We start from the raw sequence: 14361 nt of genomic DNA, 5'->3' as shown, positions 1-14361 counted from the left end.
AAGTGTAGGTATTTCCGTCAATTTAGCAGTTTCTCCCCATCTTTGGCATTCAAATTCCAAGAAATGTCTGCCACTGTGATCGCCCCCGAAACCCTGCAATTTTTGAAAGACCTTCGGGAAAACAATAACAAGGAATGGTTTGGGCTTCACAAAGCAACCTACGACCTTGCCCACGACAATATGAAGGTCTTCGCGCAGGATTTGCAGGCGCGTATGCTCACGCACGACCGCATCGTGGCCGAGCGCCCGGGCCACAACCTCTACCGCATCTACAATGACCTGCGGTTCCACAAAAACAAACCCCCGTTCAACACACGTTTTGCCGGCGGATTTCACCGCATCAAGCCTGCTTTGCGGGGCGGCTATTATTTCCATGTCGAGCCCGGAAATTCCTACGTCTCGGCCGGATTTTATGGGCCCAATGCGGCGGATTTGAAACGCATTCGGGAGGATATCGCGGACAATTTTGAGGAATGGCAGGAGATTTTGGATGCGCCGGGCATTCAGCAGACCTTCGGCAAAATGCAAGGTGACCAACTCAAAACAGCACCTGTTGGATTTCCCAAAGACCATCCGGCCGTGGAATTGCTGCGCTACAAACAGTTCATTCTCAGACGATTTTTCACGGATGCCGAGGTGGTCGCGCCCGACTTTGTAGTGCAAGCCAATGCCAGTCTCCAAGCGATTCGCCCGTTTTTTGACTACATGAGCGAGATGCTCACGACCGATGGAAACGGCTTGCCTTTGTATTGAGGTGGCTCAGTGCGTTTCAAAATAGGCGTTGACCCGATCCTTGGCATTCCGCCGAATTTCCCTCCAAAACAGGTTGAAATCGACCAGGTGCAAGACGTCTCGGTGCCGCATGAGCGGCATTTTGGTGTGGACCATCAGTTGCTTCCCCATGATTTGCGCCGAAGATTGATAGGCGCGTTTGCGCTTGATGTTGAGCAAAATGCCCGGCCAAGCCTGTACGCTCACCGAGTCACGCGTCCAAGACAAAGGATTCACGCAAACATCCCCGAAATAGGGCAATTCTCCTTCGTAGCGATAACCCTCCCTGAAACTCGCCCAACCTACATAACAATTGGTCTGCGTGGCAGAGTCACAGGGCGTGAGAATTTGATAATCAGCTTGATGCAGTGCAAATCCGACGGCGTAGGCACAGACGAGCTTGGCTTTCATTTCGGGATTGTCAAAATAGTCCTTGAGCAATCTCCGTGAATGCGTCGTCCCCTGACTGTGGGAGGCAATGATGATCGGCCGGCCCTGATTGTAGTTCGCGAGGTAGTATTCGAAGGCGACTTTGATGTCTTCGTAGGCGAAATCCAAGGCCTTTTGGCCGCTTCCCGTGGTGTCGTGGTAGCTGTCGATGATCGCCTGCCGGTACCTCGGGGCATAAACTCGCCCGACGCCGTTAAAAATCGAAGCTTGTAACTTGACCGGAAAATGGTCGATTCGGCGATTGAGGGACTTCTTGTCGACGTCTGCATTCCAGGTTTTCCCATTCATGAACAACGTCGGATAGATGTAAAACACATCGACCTTTTTGAGGCTGTCGGAGACCCATTTTTCATCATAAGGAGTTTTGTCGGGCGCATCCTTGCGAAAGGGGAGGGCAGACCAGTATTTTTCCTGCGAATAGTCCGGTGCGGCGGGTTGGTCCTTGGCTGAAAATGGAGGCAGATGTTGTGAGAATCCAAGCGAAAACTGACAACAAAGACCACAAATGACAGCAAGACACCGGAGGACAACCGTTCTTTGGGAAGCCAATTCAAGAAAATCCGGAGCGTGGAAGGCTTTAAATCTCATTGTGGGATGAACTTAGGGCATTTTTCGGATTGAAGCGTAATGGCTGTTACGATTTGGCCGACAATTTGATACCTTGCCCAAAATCTTCGTTTCGTTTCCAATGTTTCAACGTTTCTGGGTTCTTGTTTTGTTGCTGCTTTTGTTTTCGGGACTGCATGCCTCCATGCCAGACAGTCTGCGCGTGCAACTCGCCGGTTTGGCTGATTCGGCACAGGTCAAGTTGCTTATCGGCAAGTCGAGTGCCGTGATGTACAGTGATCCGGCTAAGGCAAAATATTACCTGAAAATCGCATTCGAAGTCGCCGAAAAGCCTGAAAATAAAGCCATTTTGCCCAAAGCGGTCAATCAACGCGGCACTTTGGCATGGATCGAAGGCGATTACAAAGCCGCCCTTGCCGACTACCAACTTGCCGAAAAGCTGTTTCAGGAGGCTGGAAATCCGCTTGGAGCTGCCAAGGCGCAAAACAACATCGGCTTGGTGTACCGGGACATGTCTTACTACGACCTGTCCATGGAGGCGCTGCTCAAGGCGGCCGCCTATTTTGAGGTCAACAAGGATCCTTACGCACTCGCTACCATTTACACCAACATCGGCAACGTCTGCAACGGCAACAATGATCAGGTCCAAACGGAAAAGTACTATGGTCGCGCATTGACCTATTTTACCGAATTGCAAGACACGAATGGGCTTTCGATGATTCACAACAATCTTGGCCTGACCAAAAAGGGAGGTCCTGCGGATCGTGCTGCCGCAAAAGCCCATTTCGAGGCCGCGCTTGCCGGTTATGAGGCCATCGGGCAAGTCCCGGGGCAAGCAAGTGTGCTGGGGAATTTGGGTGCGCTTTACATTTTGGAAGGTCAGTTTGAAATCGCCGAATCCTTGACATTGAGGTCGTTGCAACTTGCGGATTCGGTCCCCAGTGCAAGTGAACAGACGATTGCACACCTCAAACTTGCTGAATTGTACCTGAAATGGGGACGGCCCGAACTCGCCATTCAGCACGCGCAGACCTCCTTGGAGATCGGCGCCACCTCGATGGCGTTGTTGCCGGCGGCTTCGGCCCACGAAGTGCTTGCCGTGGCCTACAAACAAATGGGCAACTACGAGCAGGCCTACGTGCATCTCGAAATGCAATCGAGCCTCAGCGACAGCATCTTCAACGAAGGGAAAACCCGCGCGATTGAGGAAATGCGGCTGAAATTTGACATTCAGCTCAAAGATCAAGCCTTGGAAACGATGGCCCAAAAGCAGCGGGTTGACCAATTGTCCAAGATCGGGTTGGCGGTGGTCATTGTCTTGCTGTTGATCTTCGGATACGTGATTTATACCCGTCAACGCGCGGTTTTCCGGCGGGAGCAAGCCTTGCAACAGAAGGACAAGGAAATGCATGCCACGCAAAAGGAGCTCGCAGAGGCCGAATTAAAAGCTGCCGCGGCCGACCTCAAGGCCAAGGAATCCGACTTGAAGGCCGCGGCAGCCGACCTGAAGGCAAAAGATTCGGATTTGAAGGCCGCCGAATCGGAACAAAAGCGTCTGCAAGAAGAAATCAGCTTCAAAGGCCGCGAAATTACCAGTTTGGCCATGAACATCGTTCGCAGAAACGACCTCTTGGAAGTCCTCGACCGCGAACTCAAATCCCTGCGCAAGGGAGCCGACGAACAAAAACTCAAGGAACTGAGCATTCTCGTAAGCCAAACCCTGAGCCTGGAAAATGAACGCAAAGAATTTCAGCTCTACATTCAGGAGGCACAGCAGAACTTTTTCATGCGTCTCGACGCTGAATTCCCTGATCTTTCCCCCAAGGAAAAGCGGCTCTGTGCCATGATCAAACTTGGACTGTCCTCAAAAGAGATCGCTGCTGTCTTCAATATTGAAGGGAGCAGCGTCGAAGTGGCACGCCACCGCCTGCGCAAGAAGCTCAACCTTGAGCCATCTGCTTCACTCAAGGAGTTTCTGGAAGGATTCTGATTCACACTACTGCGATTTTCCCAGTCATGTCGCAGAAATCCAACTTGAATTGGTCGGAGAAGGCCACCCCATTTTTATCGGGCTACCTATACATCGACCTTACGGGTGAAAATCTAAAGTATTGACAAATAGGTGATTGATACATCTGTATAGGTTGTGTAAAGGTACCCTTGGCCTTTACTGGTCAAAATTTTGCTGTTGGTTTGGCATTCCTCAACTTAAAACGAGAAAAGAATATGAAGAATGTTTATTTCCAAATCCTCATCGCCCTCTTGCTCACAGGAGCATTGTTCACAGGTTGCAAAAAAGACAAAGATCCGACGGACCAAGACAAGGTTCTGGTGATCTCGAATGGCGCGCAATCGATGAAGCCGGATGGTTCATTGACCTATTCCGCCAAGTTTGTAAGTGCTGACGGCACGGTCTCCCCTGCGAATGGTGTGAGCTGGAGCACGAGCGAAGCAAGTGTTGCGACTGTTTCAGCAGGTGGCGTGGTAGCAGTTGCCGGTGTCGGAACCGTTACCGTGACGGCGACAGTAACCGAAGACGGTGAAACCTACACTGCGAGCGTCCCATTGGGCATCGCGGCACCGACCGTGTTTGCCGTTGTGCCATCGGCCATCATCTGGGAAGCTTCGGGCTCGATTCAGCTGGAGACCTTTTACTTGGGAACAGCGACACCGACCTATACGTTTTCATCGAGCAACACCGCCGTGGCGAGCGTGAGCAGCACTGGCAATGTTTCCTTCAATGGCGTTGGAAGCTGCACGATCACAGTGACCGCGAGCACCCACCCCAATAATCCGTTTATCGTACCGGTGATGGTTGTGGGTATTCCCACCGTGACCTTGCCTGTGACCCGTGTCGAGGTGACGCCTGCAAGCGCAAGCTTGTTCCGTCAGGAGACACAACAGCTTTCTGCCCAGGCCTTTAATCCGGATGGCGCAGTGAGCAAGACCTTCACCTGGACGAGTTCTGATCCTGCAATCGCAAGTGTGGACGCAAGCGGCCGCGTGACGGCGCGCGCCTTGGGCAACGCCTACATCTACGCCACGGCAGATGGCATCACCGGTCAAGCCGAAATCTACGTCAGCCCCGATACCATCATCGAAGTCACGCCGTTCATTGCAGGAATCCGCGCAGGAGCCAATCAGCAATTTACCGCCAAGGCTTACAATGTCCGCACCGGCGCTTTGTTGCCTGGAATCACCCAATTTGACTGGTTCATCCCGAGCTACGGCATCCCCATGTTTGACTTTGCAACGGTGAATGCCAGCGGATTGGTCAGCGTCAACAGCAATGCCATGCCGGGCAACATGACCTTCGTGGCGGCAATGATGCAAGGAAATCAGGAAGTCGGCGGCGTGGCCGTGATCATGGTGAGCCTCTGCGACTGCGGAACCGGTAATCCGGCCGTGGCAAGCATCAACATTTCGGGCGCCTTGAATCTGAGCTTGTTGGGTAGCCCAACGGGTCAAATTAATGCAACGGCATTGGATTTTAACGGTGCGGTCGTTGCCAATCCCGACTTGCGCTATTGTGTGGACGACATGGCTGTGGCCACGGTCGATGACATGACCGGTCAAGTGTTTGCTACCGGCCCCGGAACGACAACAGTGCGCGCCTGCTCGGGCGGCTATGCCGAGGCCACGACGACCGTGACCGTAGGATTCTGATTCTAATTCAGTCGATTCTGTTCCAAAATGGAGGCGAATACCAAAAGTGTTCGCCTCCATGCTTTTGCCTGCTTGCGGTTGAATCCCCTTTGTCGCATTCTCCCTGAAAATCCTATATTTGTTCATCACCTTTTATACATCCCCTCACGCATGTCAACCCACGAAGTCAAAAGCACCGTTTCTAAAGTCACCGTTTACACCGATCGCGCGATGGTCACGCGGTTGGCAAAGGCAACCCTCGACAAAAAGACCCTTTCCCTTAACATCACGCATCTTCCGGCGAATCTCGACAAGGAATCCTTGCGCATCAGCGCGCGTGGCACGGTCGGTTTGACTTTGCTCGATTTCAAAGTTTCGGATCAGCAATACAAGGACGTTCCCGAGGCTGCCTTGCATACCTTGGGCGAGGAAAAGCAGCGTTTGCTGGACAATATCGCCGCCTTCAAAGACGAAATCGCTGCCATCGAACACCAAAAGGCCTTTCTCAAGGAAATCGGCGTCGGCAAATCCAAGCAAATTTCAAAGGACCTCGATGTGCAACGTCCCGTGCTGGACGATTGGAAATCCGTGTTGGAGTTTTTGGGCAAGGAGCAGCGTGATTTGGACGGACTGCGCCGCGACCTCGAACTCAAAATCCGCAAGGCGGAGGCCGACATCCGTTTGATTGATGCAGAGTTGATGAAGTTCAGCGGGGCGACCACCAAAGTCCGGAAGATCGTTACGATTGCCGTTGAGGTACAGGATGCTGGAGATTTTGAATTCGAATTGTCCTACATCATTCACGACGCAAAATGGCAGCCCTTGTATGACGCGAGGGTGGATTCGAAGGCCAAAAAGGTCGGAATAAGGTATTATGGAATGGTCACGCAGCGCACCGGCGAGGATTGGAAGGGCGTCGAAGTGCTGCTCTCCACCGCCCGGCCTCAATTGGGGGGAAATGCGCCGGCCATTGGCGCTTGGTATGTTTCGCAGCAGGTCATGCGGGAAGAACGGGAGATGGCGGTTTCACGCGGTGGAGGTGGATTTGCAGGCGGTCTCAAGAAATCGATGGCGATGCCTGCTTCGGAGGCAGCACCCGGAATGCCGGCAATGGAAGAAGCAGCGGATGAATCCTATGCCACTGTCGAGGCGGGACAAGGAAGTTCGGTCGTGTTCCGCACCGGTGGGCGCGGCGATGTGCCTGGCGACGGGGGCGAAGCCAAACTCCTGATCATGGACGGCGATTTTGGGAATCAATTTCAGTATTTGACCGTTCCGAAGCTTGCCGAGCATGTGTATTTGACGGCCGAGGTGACCAATACCACCGATTTCCCCTTGTTGCCGGGCAAAATCAGCATCTTCCTCGATGGCAATTTTGTCGGAAGCAGCCGAATGCAAGCATTGGTGGTGCCGGGCGAAAAGTTTGAACTGCACCTCGGCGTGGATGAAAGCATCAAGGTCGTGCGCAAACTCCAAAAGCGGGTCGGTGACGAAAAAGGGCTGTTTTCCAGAAGCCATATTGAGGATTTCAGCTACCTGATCACCCTGGAAAGCAACCGCGACTCTGCAGAGCAAATCATTGTGCGCGACCACCTGCCCGTCACGACCGACGAAAAGATCAAGGTCGAAACCAAAGTCTGTTCGCCCGCGGAAAACCCCGAAAAGGACAAGGACAAACTCGCCAACGGCGTCGTCGAATGGAAGATCAATCTCCAGCCCCGGAGCAAGGAGAAAATTGAGCTTGGATTCAGTGTGGCCTATCCCAAGGATATGTCTGTGAGCGGGTTGTGAGAATATTGCGCTTTGCCTTCGAATCGGTTTACCGCTGTACAATAATTCGCTGCGTCCCGAATACGCGGCCCTCCACGGTAATTTTCAGGGCATACATTCCGTTGGGGATGGTGCTTACGTCGATGAGCTGAGGGCTGCCGGGAATTTTCAGAAGTTGCTTGCCCGCGAGATCCAGAATTTCAAAACCCACCGCCGACCATTCGATGGACGGAGGCAACTCAATTTGAACGAATTGCGAAGCTGGATTGGGGTGAACTTTGACTATGCCAGAATTGGGTTCTTCGGCAGTAAGGGCGTGAAGGTCTTCGCAGGTGCCATAGCCTTCAAGGCCTTTTTCGTAGGCATAAATGTGTCTCCAGTCGTCGATTTCATTCGTGAAGACATAGCGGTATTCCAATTCGCCGAGGCCTGCGGTCATTTTCTTGGTCCATTTCGATTCGAACAAAAAGACTGTTTGCCCGCAGGTGTCCAGATTGTCCAAGGCCGTCAGATTACACGAAATCCGGTTATGGACCGCGCTTTCGGTTTGGTATCCCGTTTGGATCCATTGTTCGTATTGGAGTGGGCTCAAATAGGGATTGTGCTCATAAGGAAGGAGTTCCAGCAGTGAATCTGTTGCGCTTGTGGCCGTGCAAGGCGGAGTCATCGCCGTCGTTGGGTAATAATATGGCGTCATCATGCCCGGGTAGGGACGGATTTCGCGGTAGCGTTCCACAGTGGAAGAATAAGTCGGAAAAATGCAGGGAATGCTGCCCGTGTAATTGACCGTCGTCCATTCGTAGGTATGACTGCTGTTTTCGCGGAGGTCACCGTATTTGCAGATTTGATCCCCCGCCTGAAAATCATGGATTTCCGCGGTATGCGGCAGGTCTCGGCCGAGATTTTGCCCCGGAATGCCCCAAAGATGGAAGTCGATGTCCGCGAATTGGCCCATCTGCTCGGCAAACGGAAGAAAGGAATAGGTTTTGACAAAGCCATGTTCCCGACTCAAGATGATTTCCTTTCCATTGGTCAGCGAAATCGTCTTGATCGAATCGGGTACCCCCAAGACCGTGGCCGCGGCGACGTTAGTCACAGTAGCCGTGACGCCGGGGGACCAAGTCCAGGAAGCGCCCATCCCGGCGAATGTCCTCAACCTAAAAGTATCACCCACCGAAGAAACAAAACGGCAGACACCATCATTGGCACGCAGCATCTTGCGGCCAAGGTAGTGATCGACATTCAGCCGGTACACAACTGGATCGAAGTACACGGGATCACCGTTGCAATCCACCGCCATTTCATTGAAATATCCCGGCCGGTCGAGCCGGTACAGATAGGCAGCGCTGTCATTCCCCTCAGCAACGGTCGAATCAATTCGCGCAGCAAAAAACAGCGTGTCGGGATCGCCGGGTTGATATTGAAACCAGTAAATGCTGATGGAATTTGCCGGAAACGGATGCCAATTCTGCCCTATTCCATTTTCACAACTCAAAACAACGATCAGCAAGCAAAAGCAAGTATTGAATAAGGTTTTTAAAAGGTTCATGCTACAAGCTAGGTGATTTTCAACAAGAATCCAAATGGATTTGTCGTGTTTGGGGCAGCAATGGAAGAATGGATGCTTATGCCAATCTCACAAAAAAAAGCGGCCTCGCAAAAGACCGCTTTTCCATTCATTCCTTTCAAAACCAATTTTTTACAGTACCGACAGGTCCCGGATGAGGAGACGGTGACGGTCATAATAAATCTTATTGTCGCCCTTCAATTCGTTGAGCACGGAGCTCACCGTTTGGCGGGAGGTGGTGGTCAAATTTCCGATGTCCTGATGCGTCAGGAAGGGGTGCAGCAGGGTCTCGAAGCCAATTTTGCGGCCTTGACGATGTGCAGTGTCCTTCAGGAACTCAATGATGCGGGTACGGCTGTTTTTGAAGGTCAAAGCTTCCAGTCGCTTCTCTGCCGAACGCAACTTCTGTGCAATCTGACCCGTGACTTTGAAACTCAATTCCGGATTGGTGCGGAGCAGTTCACGTGCGATGCTGCCACGCATTTCGAGGAGGGTCACACCTTCGTCCATGGCGACGGCCGTGTCTGCACGGTGCTTTTCGCCAAAGATGGAACCTTCACCGAGCAATTCGCCTTCCAAAACAAGGCTTTTGAGTACTTCTTTGTCGTCTTCGCCGTTGGTGACGATTTTGACACGGCCGCGTTTCACAAAATAGATGCGATCACTGTCGGCACCCTCCTTGTAAATCGCCTCGTGTTTGTCCAGTTCAATGATGGTAGCGTTTTGCTCGACCAGCTTCTTTTCGGTGTCGCTGAGACAGCCGAGGAAGTTGGAAAACAAAACTTCATCAGAAGACCCGTTTTTCTTTTCCATTGTAAATACGTTAAGCCCAAGTTGATAAAAACAAACCCAATCAGAATAAGCAATCGTCCGAATAAGAAGCAATTTATCGATTTAGATTTGAATACACAACGGTTTACCAAGCGTCTTGTTTGCAGGGAAAGAACCATGGATGAAAGAGAATGTGAAAAAAAAGTTTCAAACCCTTTGGGGGTAGGCCTCTGATTTTCAAATTTGGGCGTTTTGAAACCAAAGATTTTTTTTAGGAACGCGCAGACTTGCCAAATAATTTTTGATTCCGTGGATAAAAAAAATCGGAGAAGATCAAGTTTAGGTAATCCGATTGCCCTTGTCAGCACCGAGTATCTCCAAATCGCAGCAAATCAGCATCTAATGGAATTTATCCTAGCGGATTCATAGGCGAATGCGAACCTCAAGGAAGAATAAGTGGCAGCAAATTCACGCCCTCGGCGAGTTCCTGCGGTTTGCCGACATCCATCCAAACGCTGCTGCCGTCGAGGTACCCTTGGATTTGACCTGACGAAGCAAGGTCTAAATAGGTGTCGATGATCGAGAAAACGCCGTTTTGCCGCATGTTTTGCAGCAGCCGCGGACTGATCACCTGTTGACCACTGAATGCCAGCGCTTTTCCATTCGTGGGAATCGTACCTTTGGTTTCGCCTGTGCGACGGTTTTCCCAACCGCAGAGATGCATTTCTTCGTCAAAAACAAGGTAGCGGTCACTCGGGCGGTCGCGCATGACCAAGGTTGCCAAGGCGCCGCTTTTTTGATGCAATTCAATGATTGCCAATGGATTCAGATTGCTCAAGACGTCCACGTTGCAGATGAAAACCGGATCTTCACCAGGAAAAAATCCTGCCGCCTTTTTTAATCCGCCACCGGTATCGAGCAATAAATCCCTTTCGTCGGAGATATTGACCTTCAGTCCGTAGTCCTGACTTGCAAGGTGTCGCTCCATCATGTCTGCAAAGTGGTGGATGTTCACGGTAACCTCCTCAAATCCATAAGCTTGTAGCCGCCGAATTTGAATGTCCAACAGGGGAATTCCACCCACTTCCACCAGGGCTTTGGGGCGGTCGTTGGTAAGCGGACGCAGGCGTGTGCCCAATCCGGCGGCGAAAATCATCGCTCTCAGCTTCAGTTTTTCCATTGCTTTTTCTCCTGCTGCACGTGTTCGACCTCGATTTGAACGGGGAATCGGCTGCCGATTTCCTTTGCGAGGCGGTCTGCAAAATAAACGGAACGGTGTTGCCCGCCGGTACATCCGAAGGAAACCATCAAATCTGTAAATCCGCGCTCAAGGTAACGCCTCACAGACGCCTCCACGAGCGCGGCCGCGTCGCGGAAGAAGGCATGCGCCTCCGGTAGCGCCTCCAAGTAGTCGATCACAGGTTTGTCCCTGCCTGTCAGGGACTTGTAGGCATCGATTCGGCCCGGATTGTGCACCGCCCGGCAGTCAAATACAAAGCCGCCGCCATTTTCGCTAGGATCCGTCGGTAAACCCGCCTTGTAGGAAAAGCTTTTGATCCTGACGGTCAAGGGTTTGACAGTGGTCGGTTTCCTGCTGATTCCCAAGAGCACATCCGAAGCTACCGCATCGCGCAAGGCTTGCCAAAGCGTCGGTAAGGCAATCGGCAGGGAATCGGAGGCCAACAAGGTGCGCACATTGTCCAAGGCGTAGGGGATGCTGTCCAAAAAGTGTGGTCTCCGCTCAAAAAATCCGCGGAAGCCATAGGAGCCCAAAACTTGCAGGGTGCGAATCAGGACGTACCCGCGGTAATGGGCTTTGAAGCGCACGGGGTCGATGTTGGAGTATTGTTGCGCCGCAGCGATATAATGATCCAACAAACTTTCCCGCAACGTTTCCGGAAGGTCGGCCTTGGCTTGGTACAACAGGGACGCAACGTCATATTGCATCGCTCCACGTCGTCCGCCTTGGTAGTCAATGAAATAGGGTTCTTCATTGAGCAGCATAATGTTCCGCGCCTGAAAATCCCGGAACATAAAATGGCTGCAGTCCGTCTCCAGCAACCAATGCGCAAGCCGGTCAAAATCGTCCTCCAAGGACTGCTCATCATGGGGCACCTTCACGGCCCGCAGGAAGTAGTATTTGAAATAGCTCAGGTCCCAGCGGATGCTCTGCAGGTCAAAATCCTGCCGTGGCACACAAAGCGAATAATCAAGCCCTTGTCCTCCAATGATTTGCATCCTTGCGAGTTCCTCGAGTGATCTTTGGTACAGGTGGATGGCGGCAATTGGGAATTCGTCGGACGCCGAATGCCGACGGAGGCTGTCCAATTTCTGCAGCAAGCTCACGTCGCCGAGGTCCTGCTGCAAGTAGGTGGTTCCTTCCAGATTTTGCGCATAAATCTCCGGAACGGGGACCTTTGCCAACTTGAAATGCTTTGAAAAGCTCAGAAAGGCCTTGTTTTCAGCCAAATCCTTGCTGTAAACGCCGATGGCAGATCGCTGGGCATCACTGAGCCGGTAATAGCGGCGGTCTGAACCTGCAAGCGGAATGGCCTGCACATGCATCGGCAAGTGCCCCGTCCATTCTGAAAACAACGCATTGAGGGCCTGCAGGGCAGGTAGCTGCGAATCGGCTGCATTTTCCATGGACTAAACTTAGGCATGATTTTTCAATGGGTGTGAATTTGAAATTTCGGGAATGAAAAACTTTGTGGTTGATCGACTGCGAAACGACATTCAAAACCTTGATGTATCAGCGGTGGAGGTTAAATTTGATCAATGATTTCGAAAAAGACGAAATATGGACTCAAAGCGATGGCCAATCTTGCCCGCAGGGGCCAAGGTGTACAGGTGGTGATTTCAGAAATCGCGTCGGATGAAAACATCCCGCGGAAGTTTTTGGAGGCAATTTTATTGGATCTCAAAAATCAGGGTCTACTGGGATCTCGGCTCGGGAAGGGTGGGGGATACTACTTGTTGCGGGACCCAGCAACCATCAGCGTAGCTGCAATTTACCGTATTCTCGAAGGTCCGATCGCTATGCTTCCTTGTGTGAGCCTGAACTATTACGAAAGATGTGCAGATTGCCCCGAGGAGGAAGCATGCTCGCTCAAGCGCGTCATGATCGAGGTGCGTGACAGCACACTCAGTGTTTTGGAAAACCGCAGTATCGCTGATTTGGTCTAGATAAGCGGAAGTTCCGCAACAATTTTTTACGCAACATTCTCCACTTTCCAGAGATATTGGCTAATCTTGTTGGGATGTTTGCCATTATCGACATAGAGACAACGGGCGGCAATACGCAAAGTGACCGTGTCACGGAAATCGCCATTCTCCTTCATGATGGCACCAAGGTAGTAGGAGAGTTTTCCTCCTTGGTCGATCCGGAAAAACGCATTCCCTACCGCATTTCATCGATTACGGGCATCACAAACGAACTTGTTACAGGCGCGCCGAAATTCTACGAAATCGCCCGCAAGATCGTGGAAATGACCGAAGGTTGCACCTTGGTGGCCCACAATGCAAAATTCGACTACGGATTTATTCGCAACGAATTCAAGTCATTGGGGTTTGATTACAAGCGGCAGGTGCTTTGCACAGTGGAAATGAGCCGAAGTTTGATTCCTGGAAAGAAGACCTACCGTTTAGGACCGCTTTGTCAGTCTTTGGGATTGGAAGTCAAGACTTTTCATCGCGCCTTGGCGGATGCGCAATCGACGGTGTTGCTGTTTGAGCATCTTCAAGAGTTGGCAAAGGGCCGATCCCGCGACCTTTCGGAGGCATCCCAATTGAGCAGGATGAACCCCGATGCCAACCTTAAAAAGGATCAAATCGACCGGCTACCCAACGAGACTGGCGTTTATTACTTCTATGACGAGCGCAATCAGTTGATCTACGTTGGAAAAAGCGTAGACATACGCAGCCGGGTTTTGAATCATTTCGCCAACAATACCAACAACAAAGCTGTTGAAATGAAGGCCCAAATCGCCCATATCCGCTACGCGGTGACCGGCAGCGAATTGGTGGCATTGCTGAAGGAATCCGACGAAATCAAGCGATTCAAGCCGATTTTCAACCGCGCACAAAGGCGTTCCCGCTTTAATGTCGGGCTGTTTGCCAACAGGGATCCTGCAGGTTACCTGACCTTTCGCACGGAACATATCCGCAAGGGCGGGCAGGAGCCGGTGAGCGCGTTTTCTTCGGTCGCAGAAGCACGCGGTTATTTGGAACGGATGTTGGACGAGTTGCAGCTTTGTCAACGGCATTTAGGCTTGCAGAAAGTGAAGGGGCCCTGTTTTTCATTTGCCATACATAAATGTAAAGGCGCTTGCATTGGTCATGAGGAGCCGGATTCCTACAACGAGCGCGCGCAGATGGTGGTTGATCGCTTGAAGTATTCTGGAGAAAACATGCTGATCGTTGACCGAGGCCGGCACGAAGCGGAAAGGTCTTTGGTGCTTGTGGAAAACGGTCGGTACGCAGGCTACGGTTTTGTCGAATCTGAATTTGTGGAGAGTGAGGTAGCGTCACTTCGGGCATGCGTGCAGCAGTTTCCAGACAACAAAGATGTCAGGCAAATCATCAACCTTTACCTCCGACAGGGAAAAGCCGAAAAGGTGGTCGTTTTTCAGTGATTCTTATTGGTCCGAATGGGAAATCCTCATTTCTGGTGAACAAAGAACTTTATTCTGCATGGATCATTGATAAACAAGGAATTATGTAAAATATTTCCTGCTGAATGCTGAAAGGAAGCGATCTATCCACAATTCAGTCGACATGTATATCAAATAGGACGAATCGGATGATCTGAGATTCAATTT

Annotated in this window: 11 protein-coding genes; 6 read left to right on the top strand and 5 right to left on the bottom strand. The window is 51.5% G+C overall.

The features are described from left to right. Window positions 1–63 precede the first annotated feature (63 nt). Entirely contained in the window at window positions 64–753 is a 690-nt protein-coding gene (locus IPN95_32280) for a DUF2461 domain-containing protein (protein MBK9453993.1), read from the top strand. 6 nt (window positions 754–759) lie between these two features. Here IPN95_32280 and IPN95_32275 read toward each other — a convergent pair whose 3' ends face one another. After that, the gene (locus IPN95_32275; protein MBK9453992.1) at window positions 760–1809 is read right to left on the bottom strand and encodes a DUF3089 domain-containing protein; all 1050 of its coding nucleotides are present in this window, start codon (window positions 1807–1809) and stop codon (window positions 760–762) included. A 100-nt stretch (window positions 1810–1909) separates the two neighbouring features. Here IPN95_32275 and IPN95_32270 point away from each other — a divergent pair, with 100 nt between their 5' ends. The 3 genes from IPN95_32270 to IPN95_32260 all read left to right on the top strand — a co-directional run bounded on the left by IPN95_32270 (window position 1910) and on the right by IPN95_32260 (window position 7224). Continuing rightward, complete coding sequence (locus IPN95_32270) at window positions 1910–3778, top strand: tetratricopeptide repeat protein (protein ID MBK9453991.1); 1869 nt, start codon at window positions 1910–1912, stop codon at window positions 3776–3778. 236 nt (window positions 3779–4014) lie between these two features. Then, window positions 4015–5454: an Ig-like domain-containing protein gene (locus IPN95_32265; protein ID MBK9453990.1), complete on the top strand. Its 1440-nt coding sequence runs from the start codon at window positions 4015–4017 to the stop codon at window positions 5452–5454. Between the two features lie 150 nt (window positions 5455–5604). Continuing rightward, window positions 5605–7224 carry a mucoidy inhibitor MuiA family protein gene (locus IPN95_32260; GenBank protein ID MBK9453989.1) on the top strand — a complete coding sequence of 540 codons (1620 nt, stop codon included), beginning with the start codon at window positions 5605–5607 and terminating at the stop codon, window positions 7222–7224. 28 nt (window positions 7225–7252) lie between these two features. On the opposite strand, the gene IPN95_32255 is transcribed toward IPN95_32260, so the two are convergent. The 4 genes from IPN95_32255 to IPN95_32240 all read right to left on the bottom strand — a co-directional run bounded on the left by IPN95_32255 (window position 7253) and on the right by IPN95_32240 (window position 12187). Then, window positions 7253–8752, bottom strand: a complete 1500-nt coding sequence (locus IPN95_32255; GenBank protein MBK9453988.1) for a T9SS type A sorting domain-containing protein — start codon at window positions 8750–8752, stop codon at window positions 7253–7255. 150 nt (window positions 8753–8902) lie between these two features. After that, on the bottom strand, window positions 8903–9583 hold the full coding sequence (locus IPN95_32250; protein ID MBK9453987.1) for a Crp/Fnr family transcriptional regulator: 681 nt from the start codon (window positions 9581–9583) through the stop codon (window positions 8903–8905). 400 nt (window positions 9584–9983) lie between these two features. After that, entirely contained in the window at window positions 9984–10706 is a 723-nt protein-coding gene (locus IPN95_32245) for a nucleotidyltransferase family protein (GenBank protein ID MBK9453986.1), read from the bottom strand. Window positions 10707–10708: 2 nt separating this feature from the next. Then, window positions 10709–12187 (bottom strand): phosphotransferase, encoded by a 1479-nt coding sequence (locus tag IPN95_32240; GenBank protein MBK9453985.1) that lies wholly within the window; start codon window positions 12185–12187, stop codon window positions 10709–10711. Between the two features lie 132 nt (window positions 12188–12319). Between IPN95_32240 and IPN95_32235 the strand changes: the two genes are divergently transcribed. Both IPN95_32235 and IPN95_32230 read left to right on the top strand, forming a co-directional pair. After that, the gene (locus tag IPN95_32235; protein ID MBK9453984.1) at window positions 12320–12727 is read left to right on the top strand and encodes an Rrf2 family transcriptional regulator; all 408 of its coding nucleotides are present in this window, start codon (window positions 12320–12322) and stop codon (window positions 12725–12727) included. Window positions 12728–12801: 74 nt separating this feature from the next. Continuing rightward, the gene (locus IPN95_32230) at window positions 12802–14175 is read left to right on the top strand and encodes a GIY-YIG nuclease family protein (protein MBK9453983.1); all 1374 of its coding nucleotides are present in this window, start codon (window positions 12802–12804) and stop codon (window positions 14173–14175) included. The last annotated feature ends 186 nt before the right edge of the window (window positions 14176–14361 follow it).

It is taken from the genome of Bacteroidota bacterium, assembly GCA_016718825.1.
GTDB lineage: Bacteria > Bacteroidota > Bacteroidia > J057 > JADKCL01 > JADKCL01.
Note: the sequence above shows the minus strand (reverse complement) of the source record. Positions and strands in the feature narration are given on the sequence as shown.

Bases quoted from the DNA above. Each gene is read 5' to 3' on its own strand.
- IPN95_32280 (MBK9453993.1), top strand. From the start codon at position 64: ATGTCTGCCACTGTGATCGCCCCCGAAACCCTGCAATTTTTGAAAGAC.
- IPN95_32275 (MBK9453992.1), bottom strand. From the start codon at position 1,809: ATGAGATTTAAAGCCTTCCACGCTCCGGATTTTCTTGAATTGGCTTCC.
- IPN95_32270 (MBK9453991.1), top strand. From the start codon at position 1,910: ATGTTTCAACGTTTCTGGGTTCTTGTTTTGTTGCTGCTTTTGTTTTCG.
- IPN95_32265 (MBK9453990.1), top strand. From the start codon at position 4,015: ATGAAGAATGTTTATTTCCAAATCCTCATCGCCCTCTTGCTCACAGGA.
- IPN95_32260 (MBK9453989.1), top strand. From the start codon at position 5,605: ATGTCAACCCACGAAGTCAAAAGCACCGTTTCTAAAGTCACCGTTTAC.
- IPN95_32255 (MBK9453988.1), bottom strand. From the start codon at position 8,752: ATGAACCTTTTAAAAACCTTATTCAATACTTGCTTTTGCTTGCTGATC.
- IPN95_32250 (MBK9453987.1), bottom strand. From the start codon at position 9,583: ATGGAAAAGAAAAACGGGTCTTCTGATGAAGTTTTGTTTTCCAACTTC.
- IPN95_32240 (MBK9453985.1), bottom strand. From the start codon at position 12,187: ATGGAAAATGCAGCCGATTCGCAGCTACCTGCCCTGCAGGCCCTCAAT.
- IPN95_32235 (MBK9453984.1), top strand. From the start codon at position 12,320: ATGATTTCGAAAAAGACGAAATATGGACTCAAAGCGATGGCCAATCTT.
- IPN95_32230 (MBK9453983.1), top strand. From the start codon at position 12,802: ATGTTTGCCATTATCGACATAGAGACAACGGGCGGCAATACGCAAAGT.